Origin of the sequence: Clostridium acetobutylicum ATCC 824, assembly GCF_000008765.1 — a bacterium.
Lineage (GTDB): Bacteria > Bacillota > Clostridia > Clostridiales > Clostridiaceae > Clostridium_S > Clostridium_S acetobutylicum.
Genome location: NC_003030.1, coordinates 1,281,248 through 1,307,367 on the forward strand (window position 1 = coordinate 1,281,248; position 26,120 = coordinate 1,307,367).

The window sequence follows — 26,120 nt, forward strand, 5'->3', positions numbered from 1 at the left end:
TTTATCCCACCTCACTTTATTTCAGGGAGTCTGCACTTTTCATAATACTTTTGTTTAGCCTTAATTTCCCATGTAAATTTAATGTCTGTTGTGCCTTTAACAGTAAAGTTAGTTGGGTTTCTTTCTTCTACCCATATATCTCCCTTACCGTACTTTGTCAAAAATACTTGGTATGAACAATCTTTTGTATTTACTGTTTCTAAAAATACTTTGTCTAATTCTATTGTTGATGTGCCATTTACCAATTTACTTTCGCCAACATCTCCAAATAAGCAATCTGCTGTCTCATAAGCATTTAATCCTATTTTTCCATAGCATTTCGTTTTTACAGTTCTATGTTTTGCACCAGATACATAAAGATCTCCTACTACAGTTAATTTGGCATCAGAGTTATGTGAACCATTAGAGTAGGAGCTTCTTATAACAACTTCTTGAGCTGGTTGTATATAAATTTTATTTGGATCTTCTTGGTAAAACACTATTGATCCATTATGACTCCCCCAAACATTTAAAGCATCAGAAAGTCTTTTTAATTGAGATTCTGATATATCTGCATTATCTCTTATTATATTTACTAAATCCAAAATTTTTTGATCTTGTCCAAAAGCTGGTTTTTTAAAACCAAAGCTGTTTGTTACTTCCATACAAATCACCTCATTTGTTTTCTTGAACCATAAAATCTAATGGGAAAGTTTGCAAATCATCTAAATTGAAATTTTTAATATTATCTAAATAATTATAAATATTATATTGTTTTATAATAAAGTGATCAGATAAAAGGATAACTAAAAAAGGATTTTCAGTTATCCTGATAACTTCGCTATATATCGTAAAATCATTTATTGTATAATAGAACTTCCTATTTTGACTAGAATACCCAAATTTATATTTTAAATCTATTGAACTACAAATTAAACCATCAAATTGTAAGTCTAGCTTAATAGTAAAATTAATACTACCCATGGATGGAATTACACTATCCTTATAAGTTAGTGTTGTTTTTGCTGGCAACGATAAAGCTTCATTTTCATAAAAAATAAAGTTATTTATAAAAGAATAATCTCCATCTAATGTTCCATTGTTTGTAACCAAGCTAGAAAAATCTATTTTTACTCCACCTTTTTCATCTAATTGTGTAACTTTTGGCTTTTGATTTAATTTCATCTCTTCATATTGTGTAAAAAATGTTCCACTACCCTCAAGCTTCATTCCCTCGCCATTTATAGGATTTTGAGTTTCTGCTTTAAAAACTACTTTATAAGTTCTATTATTTAAAAGTCCATCAAAGTTAGCATTTATATCATAACAAAATTCTTTATCTGTCTGTTTTATTGGGGCATCAGCGCATTCTACTATCATTTATACACCACCATTTTTTATATAAAATTGCTATTTTATCTTTTTTAAACTGATGTGCCTGTAGCGTCTACCCATCCTGATAATGATTTATTTGTCCATATAGGTTTGTTTAGTGTTGTATCAAAAATTGTCATTGGCATTCCATTTATTTCAGGTCTATTCTGAGTAGTACACGCTATAATCTTTTCGCAATTATTTTCGGCTGTATTTTTAGCGTCACTAGCTATAGCTTGTGCATTACTAGCTGTTTGAACTGCTAAGGAAACTGAATTTTTCACATCATCTATCGCTGTTTCTACATTTAATAAATCTTTTTGTGTAGGTATAACAATATTTGTTCCATTATTGCCTATAATAACTTTACCTGTATCTCTAGTTACCATTTGAATTCGATCTGGTAACACATCAGGAATTTCATTTTCATAACCCCATGCGCATCTTATAATATCAACATTATTTGCCATTTTAATTAACCCTCCTCACCAGATTTTTTTATTTTTTCAATTAAATCATTTATATGTCCTTCATCTAGACTGTATCTTTTTTCAACACTTTTATTTATCAAATCTGTAATATGACCACTATCTAAAACCGATCCATCAGCTCTTTCAATAATATGACCACCATCAAGCCTATAACTAACAGGATATAAAGCTGCTTGCCAACTCTTAAGTTGTATATTTTCTGCCTGTGAATATGTAGCTGTAAAAGAGACTTGCGAAGAAGCAAGCTGAGTTGGTAAAGAGAGATTTATAATAGGGGTTGTCATATTGTAAAAAATCTTTTCTTGAGATGTAATAGACTCGTCACCATTCCAGTAAGTTAAAGTCCATTTTATTTCACCCTTAAAAGTTATAGTATTAGCTGATATTTTAACTTCTAAATATTTTTGATTTTTTGTTGGTAGTGGAGTGGATAATGAAACTTTTCCACTATCCCACAGAAGAGAGCCATCTACGTTTTTATAGAATTTTAATTGATATGAATCTATTTTTATACCATTAACTTTTGCAGAAACAACGATATCTTCACTTAAATCTACACAAGAACCATAAGGATACATAAAACTTGGTTGGAAAATTGTTGCCATTTAAATAACCTCCTATTAAAAAGAAGTGTTAGATTTTAAAACCTAACACTTTAATAATCTCCTGTTTCAACCATTAGTTCCAAGCTTTTTATTAGTTGTTTTGCATCATTCGCTTGGACATTTAGGTTATTTATATGAAAGACTCTTTGATTAGCTAATCCACTAGAATTAGGACTATTTCCATTAACATTTAAACTACTAGGTAAAATAATTTTTGGTGTTCTTATAGACGCCATTAAATTAGGAATATTCTCAGCAAAATTAACTATACTTTGAGTTTTTTGCGCAGTAACCACCTGATCTCCTGCATTTAACATTCTCATTTCCTGACCATATTCATTTATTGTAGCCAAACCATTATCTTCAACTTTTCCACCTCTAGCATAACCCACATAAGGTCTCCCTGCTGCTAAAGCTTTAATGCCTGGAACATTAAATATGTTTCCATAATCATGTTCTATAAGCCTTATACCTGCTGCTATGTTTGATATTGGATTATAAATATCATCTGGTAAATTAGGTAAATGCCAGTCTTGCATATTCTCGTCTATTAGTTGCATAAGACCTTTTGAGGGGTGTCCCTCTATAGCATTAATATCCCAAAGGTTTATACTATTAGGGTCACCACCAGATTCATGTTCAATAATTTGTGTTAATGGTGCAAACCACTCTTCTCCAACACCAGTTAAAGACATGGCGGTTCTTATCCACTCTGATAAACTTCCGCTTGCTGCTCCACCAGCCACACCTATCGCACTTGAAACTTGAGATTTAATAAATTCTGTTACATCATTATCAGACATACCATTTATTAAGCCCTGCATTAAGTAATCACCAATCTCATACATAACCCTACTAGGAGAATGTATCCCAAAGCCTTCCTTAAATTTAGTTATTACTTTCTGAGTTAGATCTTGAACAATATTTGTAAGGTTATCTTCACTACTCTTTACTCCATTACCTAGTTCAGTAACTAAATCTGAGCCATAAGAAGCACAACTTTTAGAAAAATCATTTAAAAGTTGTGCTTCTTCAGCAGTTAATAGGTTAATAGGGTCTATAACATTTTGCTTTTCATCAGATATTCCTTGTCCAATATTTTTATCACTATTCTTACCATAATTTATTGTATTATTAACAAATTGAGAAATAGTTTTATCTATATCTTGTTGAAATTTTTGTTGTGGAGTTAAAGTTAATTCTTTATTATCGGTAATTGCATCCCCAATATTTTTTAAGGTATTCTTACTAAAATTTGAAGAATTTTTTTCGAAAGACAGTAAGCTTTTAGTTATATCTTTTACTAAAGAAACTATTGGTTTTGCGTTAACAGAAATTTCATTTATATCATTTGAGCTATTTGGGCTAGGGGCTTTTTCTGTTGCCTGATTGCTTGTAATAGAACCTAGTTTGTTTAAATTTTCATTATTTATTACCATTGAGCCTTTTGGTAAAAATTGTTTGCTAGATTTTACAACTAATTCTGGTTTACCATCTTCAACTAAATCATAAAAACCACTTTCAGGAACATAATCAGTTCCATCAACATATCCACCAAGTGCTTCTTCTTTACTTTCATAAGATTGATCAACATTATCTTTTTGATTTTGATAATTATTTTCTATTTCATCCATTTTGCTTTGAGCAGATTCTAATTGCCCATTTAAAGTGTCTTCTTGCTGTTTATAATCTTGTTCCTCTTTCCATTGATCATATTCTTTTTGATCTTCATTTAGTTGTTTTTGTGCTTCATATATAGCATCACTATCAGTAATCCATTGTCCTGTTGTTATGTCCCTAACAGTTTTTTCTGTTTGGGCATTTTCTAATTTTTGCTTATCCTCAAGAAGTTTGTTTTCATATTCTTGTTGTTCATTGTTAGATTCTTGAAGGGCATGTTTTTTTTCTAATTCATCTAGTTGAGATTTATACATATCTATTATTTCTTGCTGGTGTTGTTTTTCTATCTTATAGCTTGATTCCAAAGCTTCATCCATGTGTTTTTTTTCTTCTTCGAGACTCTTTCTCTGTTGCTCTTCAGCCTTTCTTTGAGCTTCTTCAGCCTTTCTCTGAGTTTCTTCTCGTTGACGTTCAGCTTTTTCTTCAGCTTCTTGCTGTTTTTTTTCAGCTTTTTCCTCAGCCTTTTCTGCTTTTTCCTCAGCCTTTTCTGCCGCATCTTCAGATGCATAGTCACCAATGTTATCTGAATCTACTGTATTCATTGATGAGTCAGCAGCACTTTGAGCTTGTTCAAACAGCTTGTCAATTTCCTTTGAAGCTTCCTTTAGGGAATCAATTTCCTCTTGTAATGCTTTTATTCTTTCTTTTGCGTTTTTTTGAGCCTTAGAAGTTAAAGCTTGACCAGCCTTTATCTCTAAAGTTGAAGCATTTATTTTTACTTTTGCCTTTGCAGCTATCATTTTTGCTTCTTTAGTATAATAACCTATACGATATTGAGCTTGTTTCTGAGTAACAGCAGTATTGCCATCCTCTATCATGGTTGTAGATTTTGAACTACCTAATTTTATTTTTTCTAATTCTTTATAGGTATTACCTTCTGATTTTAATATTTTTATAATTTCTTTTTCTTTATTCCCAGCTTTAAGAGTTACATTTCCATTTTTATCTGTTACAGTACTAAGCCCTTTTATTTTATTTGCTAAATCCTGAGCGATTTTACCAACTTGCTTTTTAGCATCAGCTAATTCTTTGGATGAACCTTTATTCTTACTTATTTGTCTCTGTAGCTTTGTATATTGCTGATATTCTGCTCCCAATTTTGAGTAATTCTTTTGTTCTGCCATTTGCATTTGCGCATATGACATAACTACAGTATTTTTAAAAGAACTAATTCCCTGTTGTATTTTACTATACAATTGTTTAGTATTATTTAAATATGGTACTAACTCTTGATGATTTTTTTTTATATCAGCTACAGATTGTGCATCAAGTTTGTTATTTCTTTCAATTTGATTTGAATACGATAAATATGATTTGTAGCTATTTGTAGTAGATTGTATGGCTTTATTTATTTTTTCTTGTGCTTGTTGCAATTCCTTATCATTTAATATAGCATCTTTAACTACAGCATTTCCTTTTATAAAGGCTTCAGTATCCTTTTGTAGAGCTGAAGCGTTTTTTATAATAGTGTCTCCATTCTTATCTGTTGATAAAGTTAAATCACCAAATACTAAGGCTAGTTGTTGTGCTAAACCTTTTTGCTTTTGTGATTCCAAGGCTGTTTTATCTGATTGTTTATATAAAGTAACATAGGATTGTATTAGCTGTCCTATAGAAGTTTTTGCTTTATCTGAATTCTCTGTAAGATCTCTAGCAACACCCTCAATACTTTTATTATTAGCAATTTGTTCAGATGCTTCTGATAAGAGCTTGATTTTACCAGTAGTTTTATCATAAGAATATCCAGTAGTGTCTAAATTTTTTTGAGTTTCACTTATTACCTTATTTACTTTGTTTAGTTCACTTTGAAAATCTTTAAGTTTTCCTGTATCGCCTAATGAATTTCCCCATTTATCATTTTTTTTAGATTTATTTACAGAATTGATTTTGCCTTCTAGTTCTGCTTTTCTTTTTAAAGCATTTTCTAAAGTTGATTGTTCCTTCTCTAAATTTTTATAATCGTCATTATCTGCTGTGATAGAGTTGTCCTTCATGGCTTTTGTTAAATCTTCATAGCCCTGTTTTAATTTATCTACTTTTTGCTTTTGCTCTTCATGTTTTTCGATAATGTCTGATATAGCCATAGACAAACCTATAGTTAATGCACCAACAATACCACCTAATGCTAAATTAAGTCCCATGGTACTTAAAGTAGCTGACTTTTGAGCAACAGAAAGCGCATTATTTGCAGAACTAGCTTCTTCTGCTGAAACAGTAGTCGCTTTCATTTTTATTTGCATTGCTTCTAAGGCTTCTGACGCTTCTTCTTCTGTCATTGTTCCTGCTGCGACCTTAGCTTTTAAGTTTTCTTCTGCTGCTGCAAATATATCTACTTGAGCCTTACTTAAACCTACCTTTTGTCTAATAACATCTAAAATTGTTGCGGATTCTTCCAAAGTTATATTACCTGATGCGACATCTCTTTGTACGCTTTTTACAGCAGAACTGTAAGCTTTTATGGAAGCAGTTGATTCACCACCATGATCATTAAACAACTGTTTCCATGATTTCCCTGTTATAGCGTTAGAAGCAAAATTTAAACCTTTTATTGCTAAGGCTACTTGAGGAATAAGCAATAAAAGTGAACCAAAACCCTTATTTACTCCTTCTAGAGCTTGAACAACATCATTTGCACCATTTACAACGGTTCTAATTTCTGTCAATCCACCACTTTGACCAAGAGTAACAAAAAATTCTTTTACCGAAGCTTCAAGAACTTTTACTTGTTTTTCTACAGTACTCATTGCTTGAGCGTTCTTTTTAGCAGAATAACCAGCACTATTGGCAGATTGTTTAGCGAATTTATCAACATCTTTCCAATTCTTCGCTAAAACATCAATCCAGTCTTTTCTCATTGTCCCACCCAAAGCATCTAAAATACTATTGCTCTGAGTAGTGTTATCTCCAAATTTATCGAGTGCTGAAGAAACTTCTTTTACTATATCTCCAAAATCTTTAAAATGGTCTTTATCTTTCATTACTTCAATACCATAACCTCTTAAAGTCTCTAATGTTTTGGGGCGTTCAAGTCTATTTTCCATAGACTTTAAAGCATCACCTATTTCGTTTCCACTTTTCCCAGTATTGTCAGCTAGCACAGCAGTAATACCATTTAATTGATTTAAACTAATACCCATATCTTTTGATGTCATACCAGCTTTATCTGTAACCTGAGCAAAATCTGCGGTTTTTGCCATGCTAATATCTGCGGTTTTATTCCAGCTATCCAAAACTTTTTCTGAGTCAGAAAAATTAATTCCTAATTGCTTCATTGATGATACTAACAATTGAACCATCTCATTAGAGTTTGTAATTTCACTAGTATTTAACCCTAATGAAACAGTCTTTGTCATACTTTCTAAGTCTTTTTTAGCACTAACACCTTGTGCAGCTAAGCTTGACATAGCACTTTGTATACCCCCAAGATCCTGTCCAAATTCTTTTGAGGTTCTAACTGCATATTGTCCAAAATCTTGTAGACTTTTTTTATTACTATCTAAGACTCTACCTAGGTCTACAAGGTTTTTTTCATACTCTGTATTGGTGCTAATCGCATTTCTAATTTCTCCCGTTACTGATGCAATAACAACAGCAGAACCAGCGTAAGCTGCTGAAATTTTCATTCTATCAAGAAAAGTGTTATTTGCGTTTCCTGATCCCATTGCTAAACTTGATTTACTTGATATCTGAGAAATACTTTCTGATAACTTTAAATACGCAGAACTATTAGCTTGAATTTGAGTGTACTCTTTAAGTTCTGCAACCCTTTGTTTTTCTAGTTGCTCTGTAATCTTTTGTCTATCTCTATATTCTTGTTCTAAACTTTTATTTATAGCTGTAGCTTGATTCTCTTCAATAATTCTTCGTTCTTGTTCTCTAGCATTTATTGTTTTTGAAATTTCTGATTCAATCTTTTGTCTATCTTTTTCTTCTTGGTCTAATTGTTTGTTTATATTTTTAGCTTGATTCTCTTCAATAGTTCTTCGTTCTTCTTCTCTAGCATTTATTGTTTTTTTAATCGCCGCTTGAATTTCATTACGAGCTTTTTCTTCTTTTTCAAGATTTTCGGTAACTTTTGTAACTGATCCTTTATCTAAAATTTCTCCATTCTCATTAATTTCTAAGTTCTTTATTTCCTGATATTTTCTGCCCAATTCGTCTATTTGCTCTGTTATTTGTTTGAATGTGTTTGCTCCGTTTTTTGCTTCTTCTGATGTTCCTTTATAAAATTTTGTGATTTTTGTTGTATTCGAATCAAGTGTTATTCCAAGTTTGCTTAATTGTTCTTCTATATTCCTAAAAATATCTGAATCAAAAGATTTTCCAGATGCAGTCTTTAGCTTTTCGAATTCTGCTTCTATAGAACGAAGAACTTCTATGGATTTTTTACCACTTTCAATATCTATAGAGTCGATTTTTACCTTAGATAAATCTTCTAAGATTTTATTAGCCTGACTTATATCTTCTTTTAGTTTATTTAAATCTAAGGTTAATCTACCAATAAACTTTTCACCGTTATTAGATTCCATTAAAAATCACTTCCTTTTAAAAGATAAAATTGACATTATGTAAAAAATATGTATAATTCAAAATGAGAGGGAGGTAATAAAAATGATTATTCTAGCAATTGTTTTGCTGATATGTTGTTTTTTATTAGGAGCAATTTTTCCTTATGTACTGGTTTTTTCACCAGCAATTATAATTTTTATAGTTGGGATAAAATTCAATTGGAATAGTGATTTTACAGGACTACTTACAGTTTCTTTTTTAATAATAGAGAGTTTTATATTTTTTAAATTACTTAAAAAGAAAAATGTTGTACCATATCGTTCAAAAGAAACAGAGGAATTATTTTTTAAAAAGGATAAAAAAACCAAGTGAAAATTCACTCGGTTTTTTATTAGATAAGAGGCTGTATATTTTTTATATCATTTAAAGTTAGCTTATGTTTTTGCTTCTTTTGGCTTTTAGATAATTTAAATTCTATAGGATTATATTCCTGTATTATTTTGACTGCATCTTTAGCATAAGAATTTCCTATTAAGCCTTTTATCCCATCATATCTTACTTTTAAGCTTAAATCAACGATACAATCTTTAAAAAATACATACGAAAAGTTATCTATTTCTGATTCTGTAAATCCACAATGGACTCCAAGTAAAGAATAACCTCGTCTAAGAGTTATTCCTTCATCATTGGAGTCCTTTTTTCGTTTTTTTTCTGTTCATCATCAATTTCATTTATTTTCTTTGTTTCTTCTAGTATTTCTTTGAGAATAGGACTGTTCAAATTATCAATTAATTCTTTTGGAAGCTCTTCCTTATCAAAAACTGCCTTTAAAAAATTTATAATAATGGTTTCCCCATCAACAAATTTGCTTACAAGATTTAAAAAACCATATTTTTTAATAAGCAAATAATCAGCATAAAAGTTCTGTTTTATATATTTCATTTTTACAGGTTTTATCTCGTATTCTTTATTACCTATTCCTATTTTTTGTCCCATTTTTTTCCTCCTAAAATATTATTTGATTTTATATGTATAAAGACAAGGCTTATACCTTGTCTTAAGATGTGGCAGTAGTAAATGATGTTGTGAAATTGTCTCCTAATCTATTCCCTGCTAAATCTGTAACGTCTCCACTTACTGTTGCTAAATACTTTGTAGCAGTATTTAAAGCAACATTAGGCTTTAATGTTACAGTCATTCTATCATCTGATAGTGTTAAAGTACCCTTTATATTTGAACCATCAGTACTTATAAGAGAAAATTTAGATAGAGTTACTGTAGCAGGATCAATAGGCTCATTAAATGTCCAAATTATATCATTAGTTGCTGAAGTGGATTTATCTGCTGGAACTACTGATAATATAGCTGGAGGAATTGTATCTACAGTATTAGAAATTGGCTTAAATCTAATATCATACATTTTTTTATCTGGTCTTTTAGGATCAAGACCATTAATTTGTACATCAAATGTTGATGCAGTCTTATAATTACCTCCAACCTTTGTTGATTGGAGAATCTTTGCTTTATAAATTATAATTTGTAAATAACCTGTAATTTCTTGTTCATCTTCTTCGCTTCCAGCATAAACAGGGAAATCAATAATAACTTCCCCTGATTTTGGGAAATCATCTGTTTGTACAGATAAAGAAGTAATATTGTCTACATCTATAGTATAAGATGGGGATACAATTGTACCTTTATCAGAAGGAGGTAATTCAACAATTGTTGAACTTTTTCCTATACTAACTTTAAATTGTCCTTCTCCAACATTTCCATCAGCAATTTGTTCATATCCATTTATCCTTAAAGAACCATCTTTTACAATATCGTTTATAGTAATTTTTCCTTCGTCATTTACTTGGTATGAATCTCCAAAAATTTCAAACTCGCTTTTTCCTTGTGATACACTACCACCACTTGCAATTGCAAGAGAAGACATATTCATTTCTGCATCTGTGAATTTTCCTGTTATACTTTTGCTTTTATCTATTTCTGCTAAATTATAAAAGCTCCATCCACCTGTTACCTTTAATGTATCTCCTCCAAAAGTTATTTCTCCAGAAGTAGCTGTAAGATTAGTATAAGTGGCTCTGGTTTTTCGTGATCTTATCAATACGTTTGGAGCATCTGCAATAAAACCTGTTACATTTTTTTCTGACATTAACCTTCCTCCTTAAAAAATAAAAGTTTATGAGTTAATTCCCATAAACTTTTTTATATAAAAATTGAACAAACATCCTAGAATAATTTGGTGTACTGGATGGAAGCTCATTGTGATTTTCTAACAAAAATAATTTTTGTGCAACTCTTTTATTATGAATTAGATGTATAAGCCTATCAACAATTTTATTTCCTCGTCTTTTAAAAAAGTTATTTTCATCTCTATCAATTTCGTTTGGGATATATATTTCTATAACTAAAGTTTCTCTTTTAATAAAAATATTATTTGTGCTTAATGAGGGGGCTGCATAAAATTTTATTCTACATGAATCATTTTTGGTAATAGGAACATATGAAATTTTACCTTCTATAAAATATTCTGTAACTAACTTTCCATAGTTATCAATATCTTCCGTTGGTATTTTCATTAATGTTTTTAGTCTTAAATCATTTGTTAATAGTTTTGTTATAGAAGCATAATCTTCTGTTATACCCATAAATTCAATCACTTCTTACTAACAGATAGTCCGCAAAATTTACTGAATTGATCGCATCAAGAATAGCTTCATTAAAATAACTTTCTGCCAATCCACTTGAAGCACCAAAAACATCTTCCCAAAAATGCGAGCCTTCTTGTCCTTGTGAAAAAGCTGGAATTTCATAGCGACTTTTTGCACAACTTTGTTTCCAAGCGTTTTCATCAGGATCAAAAATAGGTTCATTTGGTCTGCTGTAAATTTTCATATTGTCTCTTGTTTTATTATAATAACTTGAATTAAAATATTCTTCTATGTAAGGATTATTTTCTATATCTGCTTTTTGTCCTATACCATAATTCTCTAACATAGCTTTATATATAGTTCCTTCGTTTTGATTTAAAATGCCTATTTCTCGCACAAGAGCATTTGATTTTACAGCACTTCTAAATTTAATGGATTGTATTACATCATTTTTCCATTCTGGATTACCAGCATTAGATTGATAGATTTCTGCAACAATAAATTCTATTAAAATTTTACAAACATCATCTATTTTTTTGTTTAAAGCTATTACTATAGCGTTTATTAGTCTTTTTTCATCAATTTTGACTGTCATAATGTTATACTCCTAGCTATTATTGTTAATAAACCTTTATTGAAGTTTATATCAACTTGTGAAAAATTAAATGAACTTATTTCATATAGAACTGTACCCCAATATAATCTATCTCCAATTTTCAATTTTTTTGTATAAAAATTAAATTGAGTTTGAATTGATATTTCATTACTTGCTTCAAGCCCTATAGAGGTACTATTTGCTTTGAATGCAAAGTTCTGAGAATCAATAGAGCATAAGAATTCTTTTTCAAAAATAGAATTCCAACCTTTCTGTTTTAAAATTGTACCATTATTATCTACAGTTGCTTCTTGAAGCCTTAAAAAATCTATTTTTGAATTAATAACTGAGGTTAGAATTCTATAGCATCTGGGGAATTTTTCTATCTTTAATTGTGAAACAATATAAATCTCATCATCACCTGCTTGAAGATAATCTCCAAGGTTTAACTTAAAATTTATATCTGCGTAGATTGGTTTTGTTCCTTTTGTTGATGAACCACTTTTTAGTCTATGATCTACTTCTGGTACTATAGCTTTAATAATATTCTGCGAATTTGAATTTAGAATGAAAGAGGTTGCTATAGGTGAATTCAAAGAATCTTGAAAATTTTCATTTATATGAGGTGGTATATAAAAGTTCAATTTTATCACCTTCTTATGTTTTTGATAAGCTAAAAGAAAAACCTATATCTAATAGTCTATTTTCTAATTCTTTTATGATTTCATTTAAATTTTTATATGGTTTATCTGCATTAGTTATCGACAAAGCATCTGTTGTATAACTAACAATGTCAATGTAATTACTCCTTGCACACTTAAAAAAGTTAAGTTCTGAAGAGATTTTTATGTATTCTTCTTCAGTTAAATTTATATCTCTAGAAATTTTTATATCAATAATTTCTTCTGAATTTATATTTTTTATCTCTTTACACTCTACTTTAAACCTATCTCCAATACCTTTATCTACATATAATCTTTTAAGCCCATTTTTTAGATAATGCCAATAATCTATATTCTGTAAAAATATATTCATTTCTTTTACAAAAGGTTTTAATTCTTCTTCTAAATCTTGTTTTAAATACTCTAAGGAAGGCAAAACACTACCTCCTTTATTTCTCTTCTTTAGCAGAATTATTTTTAGATGAAATATTTAATTCCTCAACATCTCTGTTACAGAAAGTTGACAAATATTTTATTTTACTAGCAGTTAAATTTTCTACAACTTCTTTTGCTGTATCCCATATAGTAAACTTTAATTCATCTTCTGTAATATTATCTAATTCTTTTTTCATATCAGTAAGAGACATATCAAATATCTTTTTTATTTCTACTGGAGATAGAGACATTTTCTGGTTTGTATTATCTCCAAAGATCTCATTTTTTTTATCTTTATCTAAAATTTCTAAACTTTTGCCTAAAAATATAGTTGATACAGCATTAAGATAATCGAGATCTTCTTCCTTTAGAGAGACAACTACATTAGGTTTTATATTCATACTTCTAATTCCATCTAAAAACTTAATTCCAACATCATGCTTTGTGGAATTTTTTACTTTTATTTTTTTTTCAGTATTCGCCATTATATTAACTCCTTCTTTATACAAATAATAAGTAGAGAATTAAAAAAATTCTCTACTTAGATTAAGAAATAGAAAGATCTTTATACGCTCCTATATAGCATTTATCTCCAAATACTAACCCAGCACCAAAAACAGCATCCATTCTCATCTCGTAGGATCTATCTTCTAAGTGGAGATCATCTATAGTTGGAATTGCTTTTTCTTTTGCTACTTTTAGGGATCTTTTATCGTTTTGACCTGTTGGGACAATATATAAAAGGCTCTTATCTAAAATAGTATTACTAAATGATCCTGATGAAAATGGGTTTGTAAGCTGTATGACATTACAATTATTATAAGTTCCTATAAAACCATTTTTATTTTGCTCATTTATAAGCATTGGATCAAATTGCTGTGTTACTCCATTAGAATTTGCAGTAACAAAACCAGTTAATTCCCCTAGTTTTGAAACAACTTCTATATCACCAACTAAAGACACAGGCATACCAAGTCTTTGAAAAGCTCTTATTTGAGCATCTAATGTAGCCTTTACTAATCCTGTTCCTGTTGCATAATTTGGATTAGACAATGTACTAATACCCTTTTGTAAAACACTTTGAACTCTAGTAACCATTCTATTGTTCATCTCGATAGCTGCATCCTGAACCACTTCCTGAAAATTCACTCTACCACTTCTCATATCTATATCTGATATAGTTGGTATTGCGGTAACAGCTTCGGTATCAAGAAGTACATTTTTGTGAGAAATTGTGCTTCTTTCTACTGTACTGCCTTTTGCACAATAAAAAGCTCTAACTCCTCTTAATTTCACTTTGAATTCTGCTTTTTCATTAGGCTCTAAATCTAATTTTGTATCAGCTATAAGATTTAAAAATTGAGTTTCCTCATCAACTACATTTTCCACAGAATATTGTACAATTTGGGCAATCATATACCTATTTTGAGGAGTAGGATTCATTGCAAGTTTATTCATTATTCTGTTTGCATTTTCTAATTCCACTCTATTTTTTAATTTTCCTTTTGCCGCAGCAGAAAATATTCTAACTGCATCTCCATGTCGAGTAACTTTTCTTTCTGACATAATCATTTCTCCTTTATATGCTAATTGCTATAAGCTGAAAAATTAATTTGCTATACAACAAAAAGTTTTTTCACCCCATATTGTTTCTATAGAATCTATTGTAAATGTTTGAGCTGGTGTACCAGATGTTTTAGTAATTAAACCAGTTGTACCTACATCTACAACGTCTCCTTCCTTTAGGGAATCTCCATCAACCGCTTTTGTTGTTTGGAAATGCTCATCAGGTAAAAGTTTATGCAATCTAAGTTTCTCACCTGCATTTATTGTTAAATCATGATCGGTTTTATTTATAAGTTCTTCATCTGTTTTATCATTTAAATTTTCAACAAACCATGCTGATTGGGTATTAGAAGTACATGGTTTTGCTGTTTTATCTGCAAAGTTAACACAAACAAAAGAACCATTTTCTACACCATCTTTAACACTACTATCTAATTCTATTGTACCTAAATAATTGTGGTTGCCCATAGTAACCATTCCTGCCATATTAAAAATCCTCCTAATATTTTTCATATACTAATTGTTATAAGATGCTACTTGCCAAAAAAACTTACCATATAATTGTCACTTATGGATGCATTATCTGTAATACGAGTTCCTAGTGGTTGTCTTTCGATATTCTCTGAAGAAGCTAAAGCTTCTGCTACAACTATTTTTTGGAGAGTATCTTCGTTACCTTTCTCTAAAGCTTCTGCAACTTCTGACTTTTTCATAGTATCTTCTGAAAGTATTTTCTCATATTTTGCTTTTAAAGCTATCTTCTTCTCAGCTAACTCTTTTTCTGCTTTATCTTTTTTTAAAGTTTCATTTTCTGCTTTTAGCTCTTCCATATCTTTTAATTTTTTATCTTTTTCCAAAACTGAAGCTGATAAAGTACTTATTTTTTTATTGGCTTGCTCCAATTTTTTTTCTGCATCTTGTCTTTTAACTTTTTCTAACTCTAATTTTGCAGCTATTTCCGCACTAGACATTTCATCATCTCCCTCATCATCTGCTTTATCTTTTTTTGAATCCGAATCAGTTTCTTTTGTATCATTTAACTTCTTTTTAGGATTTTTCTTTTTTTCTGCCATTTCGTTTTCCTCCTCATTTTCAATAGAGTCATATTTTATAGTTACTGGATAGACATTTAAAATTACAACATTATCTCCATCAACAGTAAAATCAATTCTTACTAAAGAACCATCATCATAATTCTCCATTACAAGAAAATCTACACCATTTGAGAAAATATAAAAATTCCAATAGCAATCACCTAAATTATCTTTTAATTGGCTTCTTAAACTCAGCATTACTTGATTATAGTTTAATTCTGCAATCTCTGTTCTTCTATAAGACTTTTTTAGTTCTGCAAGTATTTTCTCTTCCCACTCTAAAGGGTTAATTTTTTTTACCATTTCATTCTCACTTTCCTTAATATTTAATAATTCCGCAACTAATTTTGTGGCTTTTGCAGATACAACGGCAGGAGTACTAACAATTGAATAACCACTCAATTTATTTGACTCGTCAACATCAACAAATTTAATTTCTCCATTATTTTCTTCTGTATATTTCCCAACGAGAATTTCGTAACTTACAAAAAGAGCTTCATCTTCATATAGTTGTTGTATAATGTCGCAAGCATCTTTAAATTCTTTTGGTATTCTTACCTGACCAGCTAGCTCATATATATCATCATCACTTTTAGTACTATAAAATTTAACAAATGAACCTATCATCTGATTATAAAACTTATTTGTTATTGGAGAATAATTGTGGGTAAGATTTTCAGTATTACCACTTACTAAATTATTCAAATCAACCTTAAGGGGAAGTCCTACATATTCTTCTTGGTTATCAACTATCTCTTGTAAAAATTCTTTTGAATATCTTACACCATTTAAATTGGTATTAGTGTCATTTAGTAGAAAATCTATAATAAGAAAAAGATCTGAACCAACTTGTTTCTCTGCAATTGAAATAATTCTTTTGCTTTTGCATTTAAATTTTTCAGGCAAAATTTCACCTTCTTACTATATAGTTTTTAAAAATAAAAAAGCCATTTTATATAATTTTACTATTAACGAAATTTTAATTCGATACTGTGCTAGGCTTTGGCTGCTTACCAGATAAACTTTTATCTTTATCTGAATTTTCTTCTTCATGTCTTCCACTACTATTTGAACTTTGATGATTAAATGATGGTGGAACAGAGAAAACAATATCTAAATTTTCACTATTTTCACTTTCTCTTCTTTTCTTTTCTTGCTTAAAATCGAATTTTAATTCAGATAAGGTCGTTTCTCTACTTAATAATCCAAAAGTATAAAGCTGCATAACTTCACTTCTAAAATCTTTTTCCGATTGTAAATTTAGGGATTCAAATTTAAAGGAAGGAATTCCATCCGAAGTACTACTTCTTCCTGAAAATTTTCTTTTTAAAAGTAAATTTATAAATTTTGCAATTTTGTTTTGACCATCTTTTATCCTTTTCGCTAAAGTACTAAGATTTATACTTGCCTGAGCAAAAGAACCACTTCCACCATTTCCCGTAACAACTATAGCAGATATACCAATAGAACTAAGAATGGATTCATTTACAGTTTGATATTTATTTTTATCAAACAGACTTTTTGTATCCATATTTTTCCATTGAGAGTCTACATTCCAAGATACAACAGCAAGAGGATAACCATTAATTGCATCTTTGTATATTTTCCCAACTTGTTCAATATCATTTATATTTATAGTTTTCTTATGGTCTTTATCTCCAACATTTACTTGAAGAAAAGATTTCATTCCATTATTTAATTGACTATCTTCATATATACTTATAAGCTGTTTTTTACCTAAAGCTTCTAAGGCAGAGCAAATAACAGGAGTTGCATATTTGCTCCATCTACTTTTTACAGCTTGTATACAAAAAGTATGCTTTGGATTTAATTGAATCCATCCAGTACCAGAGTTTGACCAATTTTTGCCTTTTATTGCATTAACAACTTCTATTGGGTAACCATCATAAGCTTTAGAAATAGTGTCTATAAACTCTTGATTTGTAATAGAATATGGCTTATTAAGTATCTCTGTTATGCTAAATTCCAAAACAGGATTTCCGTTTTCTGCGATAGAAGATACCTTTATTCTCCAAGGAGCAAAAAGTTCTGGAGTACCATTTTCTTTTATATATCCAAAAAGATTTTGATATACATAGAAATCATGAAACAAATCTCTCAATAAATCGTCTATTGATATACTATCTAAATAATCAAGCATCTGGTCTTTTATTTCCCCATCTTCTCCTTCTAGTTTCCAGCTACTCATACTAAAAGGTACAAGTACATTTTTTACCGAGTTGGCTAAGAGGGGTTCTTTTGCATAATAATATGTGCATAACTCAAACAATTGTTTTATGTTGCTTTCTTGATTTAGCAAAAGAGTATCTATAGAATAACCTCTTGGGATTCCTCTATAAGAAAATGTACTATTTTCATATGTCCTAATGTTTTCAATGTCGTCTTCGGCTAGACTTGCTCCAAAACAAAAATTATTACTTATATTGTTTTTAGATGTTTTTCTTTTACCTATTTTTACTCCTCCTTTACTAAAAATTCATACTTCTACCCCAACAGTTATCTCCGCTATTCTCTGTAGCATCTCCTCTGTTTTTATCTTCTAAACTAAAAATAAAATCTAAAGCCATAGCAAGAGAAGAGTATCTATCCTTATGCTGAGTGCTCTTTTTTACATCATATAAATAATTTCCTGCTGCGGTTCTAATTCTAACAATATTCCCCATTTCCATTTGTAACCCATCAGCTTCTATATAAACGCCTACTTCTTCTTTTGATATCTTTCTTTTTGTTCCAGTATCATCTTTTATTATTATTTTTTGTTCTTCAATCTGTCTTCTGATTTTTACAGAAGGTATTGGTATATGAAGAGAATGATTTTCTAAAAATAATAAAGTGTGAACTGCCATATTTTCATTTTTCTTATTATCTGCTTTTATAGCACTAATAATATTTATAGCCTTTCGTGAATCTGAAACTTCGATAGTATCTTTTATTAAAGGAGGATATTCTCGTCCTAAATCATCAACGTAAGGTATATTTAATAGGGATACTACACCTTCACCAATTGCATTAGCATCTATAATTACTTTTATGATATTTGGGAACCTACAACAAGTTATCCTAACTTGCTCTGCAAGCATTTCCAAACTATAGCCATGATAAGTTCTTATGAAAACAATATATTTTTCATAAGTTCCATCATTTTTAGGAACTATTTTTATAACAGTAATACAAGCGTTATCTGCTTTTTTATCTTCTGATGTTGCTACATCAAGAGATAAAACATACCTAGACATAGAGTTCTTAGGTTGTTGTATTTCTACATGGGAAAAATCTCTACATGGTTCTGTTAAATCATAAGGGAAATATGAACCTTCAGTTTCTCCTACAAATTTAGAGTTCCATTCCATTTCCCAAACAGATAATGGCATTTTCTTTTTCTGTTCTAAAACAAAATCTTCTTCAACTATGCCACATCTTACAGCGGTTTTATACGACAGAGCACAACAAAAACGATCTTTGTACCCATCTCTAATATCTTGTATGGTTTCTTTAAATCGTTGATAATAGTCACAACTCTTTAGATACGCTGAACTTGTTTCTATTAATTTTGAAGAAAAATCTTCAAAAGCAAGTCCTTTTAATCTATTATTTTCAACAACTTTTCTATTATATCGAAGCATTGGAATTAAAACAGACTGTATAACGCTACTCATAACCCAAGCTGATTCATCTATATAGATTATCTTCCTTCTTTCTCCTCTTATATTACTGCCATCTTTGTTCATAGCCATTGCTTCAATTTCTGAGCCATTTTTAAATTTTACTTTAGCTCCATCTTTGCTTATTTTAATAGGTTGTATTATTTCTCTAGCAAAATTGGCATTTTCTTCACCTAAGTCGTTAATATATTTTACAGTTAAAATAGCTTGTCTAACTGTATTAGAAACAATTAGTATTTTATTTTGAGGATATAAAATTGCTAGCCCTGCTAATACTCTTGACATTTTGAAAGTTTTTCCCATAGAACGAGCTTCTGTATCTCGAACTATGGAGCAATTTCCACATTCTCTTACTATAACTTTTTGAAAATCATAAAACCTTACAGGAGATTTCTCTGTAGAAAAATAATTTTCTATGAAAATATCCAAATATTGTCTCCACCACCAAACCTGCTTTTCCCATTCTTTTGGGTTTTCTACAGTGTTTTCTTTAACAATTTTATTACTTTCAGCAGCAGAAGGATCTTTATATACCCCTTTGTTTTCTTTGTATATTTTTTGAGAAAAATTTTTCATTTATCCATCACCAATGCTATTTAGTGTCCACCTAAAGTCTGCTGAAATTTTGTCAACATCATCTGGATCATCAAATATAATTTTCTTTGCCAAATATCCATTTTGCTCTAAATTAAGAATAATTTCTCCTAAATTATCAAAACCAGCAGAATCATTTATGCTTCTGGTTTTTTCTGAGAATTTTGCAGATGTACTTAAACTATCAAAAATAGCTTTTGCTTCTTTATACCTTTTATCTGCTCCACTAATACCATTCATCATGTCATTATAAGATTCATCCATGACTAAACTTGCTTTAGCAATTTTTCTTGCGTAATCTTTATGGTTTCTGGTAACAATATTAAAGTCTTTTAAACAATCCTCGTAATAATCATTTAAGTAATCCAATTGTTCTTGAGTGTATGTTCCTATCCATTTTTGTGAATATATTTTCTTAGGCTTTTTATCTTTTTCTTTTACATTTTCACTAATAGATCTATTTATAACTATATCTTTTTTTAATAATTCTTTATCTTGACCTTGATCATAAGAGTAATAATTTACTCTATTCATTGAACCAAAATAGCCCTTTATTGTTTTGTTCAATAAAAAATCTTTCTGTTGTTTAGCAGAAAGATTTTCGAATTCTAAATTATTTTTATATTTATTTTTGATTTTTTCACTTTGAGTACTCCAAAGATCTTCTTTAAATAGTCTTCTATTTTTCTTGCAATATTCAATTAAGCTATTTTTGTCTTTTACAAAGCTTGACACACATTTTTTACACCAAAAATCATGTCCTTCATTTGTTTTATTTAATTTATTTACATAAAAAGATGATAGTTTTTGTCTTTTGTTACATTTTATACATTCGGTAAAAACTGCCACAACATCACCTTTTCTATACATTTTTTGATGAGAAGGGTAAGAATTGAAATTACAATGCTTTTGCGACAGATTTACAATCTGCCCATGTTCCATACATGAATATCTTCTCATATAATATAATAAAAAAATAGGGAAGAATTAAACTTCCCATATATTTTTAATTAAAAACAATATCTTGAATACTTAGTCTTTTGCCATCCTCATAAAGGAATAGTCTTTGTCCAGCTTTGCTAAATAAGTTTTTGTCTTTAGCATATTCATCTGTGCCAGAGAAAGACCTACCAATAAATATCTCAACGCAAATATTTTCAAAACTTTTATTTTGATGAAAATGCCCCAAATGAATTTCATCTGGCTTTTTAATCATCATACTTAAATCTCCAGCGATTCTATTTACTTGTCCATTATGACCATGGCACTCAAAAATTGTAACTCCACAAATTTCTTTAACTATAATTCCATCATCATAAAAATTATCTTCAAAAATAACATTCTTTAAATTCTTTAAACCTTTTTTAATACCCCAATAAATAAGATATTCGAAATTTTCTCTATCTATAGAAGAATCTTTTTGGGGAATCATTCGACCATGATTCCCAACTACAGATGCTACAACAACTTTATCAAAAACATTAGAATCAGCAAATTCAGCAATCATTTTTTCTAATATCTCTGCTACCACTTCAACTTGTTGCGCAACATCTATTTCTTGTTGCAAGTGTAAACTTTGATGAATAAGTCCACTAATAAAATCGCCTAAACAGCTTAAGTGTAATACATTCGCTCCTGCTTCGGCACACCTTTGTATCACCTGTCTGGTTAAAAATTCTGCTCTCTTTTTTGCTTCATCAACAGAATATTTATTCCAGTAGTTATTAATTTTTATTCCTAAATGTAAATCCATTAAATCAATTAAAGCTTCTCTATGCTTGCCAATTTTCTTTATTTTAGCATTATATTTATTAGGTGTTATGACTATACTATTAAGTCTTTTAACTACATTATTAAAAATATAATCTTCTCTTCTGTAGTATCCCAACTCTTGTTTCATCTTTCTAATTTCTTGTTGCTGCAATTTAATGAAATACTTTTCTTTTCTTCTTTCTAAAGTCGTATCAACAAGACTGTCTATATTATTATCTGTAATATCCTGATCCAAATATGGCACATCATTATGTACTATATTTAACCCAGTCTTCACCATATTAAAATCTCTTCTAGGAATATTCAGTTTTCTGCAAACCTCATTTATATTCAAAGGATTATCATCACAATATAACTCTTTGATTTTCTTAACTTTATCTTTAGAAATTTTAACTTCTCTCTTGCCATCATTAAAAGTTAATTTTGTGCCATTATCAAACACTTGAATTTTGTCCTCTGGATTAGATAAACAACTAGAATATCCACATAATGTTTCAAGTGTTTTAGAATTACTTGAAACATTTTCCTCACCTTTAAATTCTTTAAATTGTCTATTTTTATCAGGTAAATCTAGCAAAAACTTTTTGAATTGGCTCCATCCATCTTCACCTTTAAGTTGGAAGTATTCTAAAACTTCTCTCCAGCCATAACTAAGTTTTCTCAAATGTGTTCCTGATATGCTTAAATCCAGAAATTCAACTATATCTTCCCAATCAACATCAATTTCTTTATCTAATTTAGCACTATTAAGACGAAGCTTATAAATAAAATCATCTTCATCTTTATGCTGTGCAAATTTATCATCTATTTCTAATCCATTTATATTCACAAGCTTCACCTCTCTTTATTAATTAAAGCGTTTCTTTCCTTTGTTGTTTAAATACAAAAGAAACATTCTTACCAGAAAACATATCTCTTAATTTAGAGAAAGAAATATTTTTTGTCCCTTTATCATCTTTAAAATCAAAACCTGTATCAGTTATAGTCAATTCACCTTTGCCTTCTATTTTGAAATCTGTTGTTCTTTCGCTTTTTACCATAAAATAAAACCTCCCAAAATAAACTTATGTATATATTATATACTAATTGTCGTAAGTCGAAAAATATTCAATAGGAGAAATAGCTTTAAAAAACATAAAAGCAATTCCTGACCTATTGTATTTTAATAAAATTAAGGTTTTTTAAGCGTTCCCCTTTCAGAACAAACGAAACTTTTATTGAGTTAAAATTCAATATAGTAACTCTCACGTTTCTTGGTCTACAATGTCCAGTAGGCTGACCAAACCCCCTTTTAAATGATCTATTCCAAATCACTCTCAGGTAGAGAATTATCTTTATCTCTACCATAATACCACTTTTCAACATAGCTTTATCCCTTTATTCATGCGGTGTTCAAAAAAAATTACAATGATTTTATGCATTTTTTAGACATTCTAGCAATACTTTTTTATGAGTTACAAACAAAGTACCTAGTAAAAGCATTTTGTAATTTTTAAAATCATCTAAATTGAATAATATAACTCTCATTGTTGGTAAAGTTATATTTTTATTTGACATTTTTTCTATTAATCCAGCTTTTACCCACCTTATTATATTTTTGGTTTTTCTTTCACTTTCTTTATCATTCTCACAATTCATTCTCGCACCATTTATTTGTTTTTGAGCTTTTTCAAAAATCTTTTTTATGGAATTTATTTGTGTATTTGCATACCCCCTTGTTTTTATACTTTTACAACAGATATCCTCTATCTTTATTAGCTTTGTATGTTTTCCACGAGGAATATCGTTTATTAATTTATTTAAATAATCCATTGGGGTATCCATAAATTTAAAATTACTAGATTTAGATTGACCAGCATATTTAAAAAAAGCAGGGCGTATTATTTTTTGAGTATCCTTGTCTTTTATAAGAAATTTTTGAGTGTATATATGTTTTAGCATTTTTTTCATGTCAACATCATATAATTTTTTTGCTTTGTCAATTTCAATCTGGCTCATGCTAGACAAAATAGAAATCGAATTATAAATGTGTTGTTGCATTTTTATGTTTATACCATTAAATTTATTATGCCAGTATAAAGAATTTAAAAATTGACTTAAATTAATTATTTGTCCAATTAGATTTTCTGATATTGTGCAATCTACATCTACAATATCTTCAACAATATATTTTCTTGTCTTTTTTTTTGCTTCAACTCTATTTACTGGTATATTATACTTTCCAAAACATTTTTTTGCTGAATTCAATATTATCTTATTATTGGTTAGTAATACCGTATCAGAATCTTGATCTGATCCTTGCAGGGTATCCTGCAAAGGGAAGTCTATTAAATTTACTGCAACAATATTTTCTGTGAAATTAAAATATTTATTTAATCTCCAATCATATTTATTCTTTACCAATAAAACATTCCCTGAACAAACATGAGGATTTCTAAAACCAACAATTTCTTCGCTATCTTTAAATAATGGTGTATAAACTTCCCCATCAGAAAAGATACATTTCTTTGGATTATATTTACCTATTGTTGCTTGTAGCATTTCATAAGGATTTCCAACTATTGTACAATAATCAGCTTTTTGTATCTTGATTTTTCCCAATCTTAGGTTATTATTTATATAATTTTTTACTAGATATTTCCTATAATCTTTAAATAATTTTGTATATTGGAAATTATCATTTACTGAAAGAGCAGCACATATAAATAATCCGCTATCTTCGCAACATCCACAATATTTCTTGAATTCAGAAATGTCATTTCTTAATTTTTTTACATAATTTATTTCATCTTGTGCTAAATTTTGAACATCATTGAAATTAAGAGGTAAGCTGTTAATATGTTGGTAGGCTAATTTATTTTTGCCATTATTATATTTACTTTTATGTTCTGATTTTACAATACCGAAGACATTAGAAATATGTTTTTTCCAATATTCAAAGCATTCTCTTTTTGAAGAGAATTTATATGAAAATTTAAGAAATTTTAAAGAAGATGGAGTTATAATCATTTTTATATCTTTTGCTAAATGTTCTACACCAAACATATCTTTAACTAAAAGAATATTATTATCTTCAAAGAATTCCTGTATGTTTGTATTGAAACCACAAGATTTAAACATTTGTTTTCTAAGTAACATCATTCCTTTATCTTTTCTAACAGCCTTTTCAAAAATAGACTTATCTACTAAACTTTGTCCATCAAACAGGTTATTAAATAATTCAATTTCTTCATCTTTTGCTTGTAATAAGCCAGTTTCTTTATTTAATCTTGTAACACTACATCTTTTGAAAAATTTACTTTCAATATCATCTATTATCAAAATTGACTCAGGATCAATTTCTATAATGTCTTCAATTGAAGACAGTGGTAAACTTTCATATGCAAAAAGGGAAGGCAAATCAAGTATTTCATTTTCTTCAAAATGTAAATTTAATCTACTCCAATTTATCATTTTTTTATATAATTTTTCTATAATAAATAAACAATGTCCTTTTCGAGATTTTGCAGTAGTTCTTTTATACCGTATATACTTTACTCCATTAAGAACGAAACCATTTTCATACAATTCTTTTCTTAGCTGTCGTTTATTTCTAATGACATTATTATTACTATCCTTTTGATTCCTAGAAAACTTTATATCTATAATAACATCAGAAACTTGCCTATCTAGTATCTTTACCGATTTATTATATATGTTGTATAGATATATAAGTTCTAGACTATAATCAAGAGAAGCTAGATATTTTTTTGTATATATATCCTTTCCAAACTCCATATGATTCATGACTAAAGAAGCTTGGAGGGAGTTTATATAACAACCTTTAGTTACATCAAACATATTTTTCATTAAATCCCTCCATACATAATGATACAAGTCATTTATCCAAAATTATTTAAATAGTCGTAACATAAGTCTCGTCTCTAAAGATGGTGTAAATAATCCATCATCAGAATGTTCAGTTTCTCTTAAATGGTGACAGGGACACTCTTTGTAAATATTCTTTTTTTCTATTATAATAAGTTTTGGAGTTCGTCTTAGGCATTGCTGATCCCCATCATTTAATATGCTACCAGCATAAACACAATTAGAACAATTACATTTCAACTTTCTCACCTCTGGACTCCATTTCTTTTATGAATTTGCATGTGATATTCTTTACTTCATCTAATTTGTTTAATATAATCTTTATGTTAGTATTCTCTTTTAATATCTCAGTAGATATCTGATCTATTGCGTATTTCAACTTACCAAAATACAAGCAATCTATCCAGCGTTCATTTCGATTTATAATATTGTAGTCAGGTGTTGCTTTTGAAGGTTTTCCACCTCTTTTTTGTAGAATAAAATTTCTTTCATCTGTTCGTATTCTATAATCTTTTCCAAACTCTAAAATCATTTAAAATCCTCCTAATATTTT

The 26,120-nt window shown here is 29.2% G+C and carries 24 protein-coding genes; 1 reads left to right on the forward strand and 23 read right to left on the reverse strand.

Going from position 1 to position 26,120, the window contains the following annotated elements:
* Positions 1–11: 11 nt before the first annotated feature.
* From CA_RS05920 to CA_RS05940, 5 genes are read right to left on the reverse strand one after another with little or no spacing between them, the layout of a single operon-like run.
* Complete coding sequence (locus CA_RS05920) at positions 12–644, reverse strand: hypothetical protein (protein ID WP_010964431.1); 633 nt, start codon at positions 642–644, stop codon at positions 12–14.
* A 10-nt stretch (positions 645–654) separates the two neighbouring features.
* On the reverse strand, positions 655–1,359 hold the full coding sequence (locus tag CA_RS05925; protein WP_010964432.1) for a hypothetical protein: 705 nt from the start codon (positions 1,357–1,359) through the stop codon (positions 655–657).
* 44 nt (positions 1,360–1,403) lie between these two features.
* Positions 1,404–1,823 carry a hypothetical protein gene (locus CA_RS05930; protein ID WP_010964433.1) on the reverse strand — a complete coding sequence of 140 codons (420 nt, stop codon included), beginning with the start codon at positions 1,821–1,823 and terminating at the stop codon, positions 1,404–1,406.
* Between the two features lie 5 nt (positions 1,824–1,828).
* Positions 1,829–2,449 (reverse strand): hypothetical protein, encoded by a 621-nt coding sequence (locus CA_RS05935; protein ID WP_010964434.1) that lies wholly within the window; start codon positions 2,447–2,449, stop codon positions 1,829–1,831.
* A 50-nt stretch (positions 2,450–2,499) separates the two neighbouring features.
* Positions 2,500–8,658, reverse strand: a complete 6,159-nt coding sequence (locus CA_RS05940; RefSeq protein WP_010964435.1) for a phage tail tape measure protein — start codon at positions 8,656–8,658, stop codon at positions 2,500–2,502.
* An 82-nt stretch (positions 8,659–8,740) separates the two neighbouring features.
* On the opposite strand from CA_RS05940, the gene CA_RS05945 reads away from it, so the two are divergent.
* Positions 8,741–9,010 carry a hypothetical protein gene (locus CA_RS05945; protein ID WP_010964436.1) on the forward strand — a complete coding sequence of 90 codons (270 nt, stop codon included), beginning with the start codon at positions 8,741–8,743 and terminating at the stop codon, positions 9,008–9,010.
* A gap of 300 nt (positions 9,011–9,310) precedes the next feature.
* Here CA_RS05945 and CA_RS05950 read toward each other — a convergent pair whose 3' ends face one another.
* The 18 genes from CA_RS05950 to CA_RS06040 form a co-directional block, all read right to left on the reverse strand.
* Positions 9,311–9,634: a hypothetical protein gene (locus CA_RS05950; protein WP_010964437.1), complete on the reverse strand. Its 324-nt coding sequence runs from the start codon at positions 9,632–9,634 to the stop codon at positions 9,311–9,313.
* Positions 9,635–9,695: 61 nt separating this feature from the next.
* Positions 9,696–10,799, reverse strand: a complete 1,104-nt coding sequence (locus CA_RS05955; protein WP_010964438.1) for an Ig-like domain-containing protein — start codon at positions 10,797–10,799, stop codon at positions 9,696–9,698.
* Positions 10,800–10,833: 34 nt separating this feature from the next.
* The gene (locus CA_RS05960) at positions 10,834–11,295 is read right to left on the reverse strand and encodes a hypothetical protein (RefSeq protein ID WP_010964439.1); all 462 of its coding nucleotides are present in this window, start codon (positions 11,293–11,295) and stop codon (positions 10,834–10,836) included.
* Between the two features lie 4 nt (positions 11,296–11,299).
* Positions 11,300–11,893, reverse strand: a complete 594-nt coding sequence (locus CA_RS05965) for a hypothetical protein (RefSeq protein ID WP_010964440.1) — start codon at positions 11,891–11,893, stop codon at positions 11,300–11,302.
* Positions 11,890–12,537: a hypothetical protein gene (locus CA_RS05970; protein WP_010964441.1), complete on the reverse strand. Its 648-nt coding sequence runs from the start codon at positions 12,535–12,537 to the stop codon at positions 11,890–11,892. The genes CA_RS05965 and CA_RS05970 overlap by 4 nt, the downstream gene beginning before the upstream one ends.
* Positions 12,538–12,550: 13 nt before the next feature.
* Complete coding sequence (locus tag CA_RS05975; RefSeq protein WP_010964442.1) at positions 12,551–12,991, reverse strand: hypothetical protein; 441 nt, start codon at positions 12,989–12,991, stop codon at positions 12,551–12,553.
* Between the two features lie 13 nt (positions 12,992–13,004).
* Positions 13,005–13,475 (reverse strand): hypothetical protein, encoded by a 471-nt coding sequence (locus CA_RS05980; RefSeq protein WP_010964443.1) that lies wholly within the window; start codon positions 13,473–13,475, stop codon positions 13,005–13,007.
* 61 nt (positions 13,476–13,536) lie between these two features.
* Entirely contained in the window at positions 13,537–14,556 is a 1,020-nt protein-coding gene (locus CA_RS05985; protein ID WP_010964444.1) for a hypothetical protein, read from the reverse strand.
* 42 nt (positions 14,557–14,598) lie between these two features.
* Positions 14,599–15,042, reverse strand: a complete 444-nt coding sequence (locus CA_RS05990) for a hypothetical protein (protein WP_010964445.1) — start codon at positions 15,040–15,042, stop codon at positions 14,599–14,601.
* A gap of 47 nt (positions 15,043–15,089) precedes the next feature.
* Positions 15,090–16,556 carry a cell envelope integrity protein TolA gene (locus tag CA_RS05995; protein ID WP_010964446.1) on the reverse strand — a complete coding sequence of 489 codons (1,467 nt, stop codon included), beginning with the start codon at positions 16,554–16,556 and terminating at the stop codon, positions 15,090–15,092.
* A gap of 73 nt (positions 16,557–16,629) precedes the next feature.
* Positions 16,630–17,859 (reverse strand): hypothetical protein, encoded by a 1,230-nt coding sequence (locus CA_RS06000; protein WP_241393167.1) that lies wholly within the window; start codon positions 17,857–17,859, stop codon positions 16,630–16,632.
* Positions 17,860–18,139: 280 nt separating this feature from the next.
* Positions 18,140–19,909 carry a terminase large subunit domain-containing protein gene (locus tag CA_RS06005; protein WP_010964448.1) on the reverse strand — a complete coding sequence of 590 codons (1,770 nt, stop codon included), beginning with the start codon at positions 19,907–19,909 and terminating at the stop codon, positions 18,140–18,142.
* Entirely contained in the window at positions 19,910–20,869 is a 960-nt protein-coding gene (locus CA_RS06010; protein ID WP_010964449.1) for a hypothetical protein, read from the reverse strand.
* Positions 20,870–20,933: 64 nt separating this feature from the next.
* Complete coding sequence (locus CA_RS06015) at positions 20,934–22,538, reverse strand: hypothetical protein (RefSeq protein WP_241393165.1); 1,605 nt, start codon at positions 22,536–22,538, stop codon at positions 20,934–20,936.
* A 13-nt stretch (positions 22,539–22,551) separates the two neighbouring features.
* Positions 22,552–22,740, reverse strand: coding sequence for a hypothetical protein (locus tag CA_RS06020; RefSeq protein ID WP_010964451.1), 189 nt, complete (start codon positions 22,738–22,740; stop codon positions 22,552–22,554).
* A gap of 373 nt (positions 22,741–23,113) precedes the next feature.
* Positions 23,114–25,549, reverse strand: coding sequence for a hypothetical protein (locus tag CA_RS06030; protein ID WP_010964453.1), 2,436 nt, complete (start codon positions 25,547–25,549; stop codon positions 23,114–23,116).
* Positions 25,550–25,591: 42 nt separating this feature from the next.
* A complete protein-coding gene (locus CA_RS06035) occupies positions 25,592–25,816 on the reverse strand; it encodes a hypothetical protein (protein ID WP_242663045.1) in 225 nt (74 codons plus the stop codon).
* Positions 25,797–26,099, reverse strand: coding sequence for a hypothetical protein (locus tag CA_RS06040; RefSeq protein ID WP_010964455.1), 303 nt, complete (start codon positions 26,097–26,099; stop codon positions 25,797–25,799). Before CA_RS06040 ends, CA_RS06035 begins: the two co-directional genes overlap by 20 nt.
* Between the last annotated feature and the right edge of the window lie 21 nt (positions 26,100–26,120).

Excerpts from the sequence above, each read along its gene's own strand:
- CA_RS05955 (WP_010964438.1), bottom strand. The coding sequence starts at position 10,799 with ATGTCAGAAAAAAATGTAACAGGTTTTATTGCAGATGCTCCAAACGTA.
- CA_RS05920 (WP_010964431.1), bottom strand. The coding sequence starts at position 644 with ATGGAAGTAACAAACAGCTTTGGTTTTAAAAAACCAGCTTTTGGACAA.
- CA_RS06005 (WP_010964448.1), bottom strand. The coding sequence starts at position 19,909 with ATGAAAAATTTTTCTCAAAAAATATACAAAGAAAACAAAGGGGTATAT.
- CA_RS06030 (WP_010964453.1), bottom strand. The coding sequence starts at position 25,549 with ATGAAAAATATGTTTGATGTAACTAAAGGTTGTTATATAAACTCCCTC.
- CA_RS05925 (WP_010964432.1), bottom strand. The coding sequence starts at position 1,359 with ATGATAGTAGAATGCGCTGATGCCCCAATAAAACAGACAGATAAAGAA.
- CA_RS05990 (WP_010964445.1), bottom strand. The coding sequence starts at position 15,042 with ATGGCAGGAATGGTTACTATGGGCAACCACAATTATTTAGGTACAATA.
- CA_RS06000 (WP_241393167.1), bottom strand. The coding sequence starts at position 17,859 with ATGAGTAGCTGGAAACTAGAAGGAGAAGATGGGGAAATAAAAGACCAG.
- CA_RS05985 (WP_010964444.1), bottom strand. The coding sequence starts at position 14,556 with ATGTCAGAAAGAAAAGTTACTCGACATGGAGATGCAGTTAGAATATTT.
- CA_RS05935 (WP_010964434.1), bottom strand. The coding sequence starts at position 2,449 with ATGGCAACAATTTTCCAACCAAGTTTTATGTATCCTTATGGTTCTTGT.
- CA_RS05980 (WP_010964443.1), bottom strand. The coding sequence starts at position 13,475 with ATGGCGAATACTGAAAAAAAAATAAAAGTAAAAAATTCCACAAAGCAT.
- CA_RS05945 (WP_010964436.1), top strand. The coding sequence starts at position 8,741 with ATGATTATTCTAGCAATTGTTTTGCTGATATGTTGTTTTTTATTAGGA.
- CA_RS06020 (WP_010964451.1), bottom strand. The coding sequence starts at position 22,740 with ATGGTAAAAAGCGAAAGAACAACAGATTTCAAAATAGAAGGCAAAGGT.
- CA_RS05960 (WP_010964439.1), bottom strand. The coding sequence starts at position 11,295 with ATGGGTATAACAGAAGATTATGCTTCTATAACAAAACTATTAACAAAT.
- CA_RS05950 (WP_010964437.1), bottom strand. The coding sequence starts at position 9,634 with ATGGGACAAAAAATAGGAATAGGTAATAAAGAATACGAGATAAAACCT.
- CA_RS05940 (WP_010964435.1), bottom strand. The coding sequence starts at position 8,658 with ATGGAATCTAATAACGGTGAAAAGTTTATTGGTAGATTAACCTTAGAT.
- CA_RS05930 (WP_010964433.1), bottom strand. The coding sequence starts at position 1,823 with ATGGCAAATAATGTTGATATTATAAGATGCGCATGGGGTTATGAAAAT.
- CA_RS05965 (WP_010964440.1), bottom strand. The coding sequence starts at position 11,893 with ATGACAGTCAAAATTGATGAAAAAAGACTAATAAACGCTATAGTAATA.
- CA_RS06010 (WP_010964449.1), bottom strand. The coding sequence starts at position 20,869 with ATGGAACATGGGCAGATTGTAAATCTGTCGCAAAAGCATTGTAATTTC.
- CA_RS06040 (WP_010964455.1), bottom strand. The coding sequence starts at position 26,099 with ATGATTTTAGAGTTTGGAAAAGATTATAGAATACGAACAGATGAAAGA.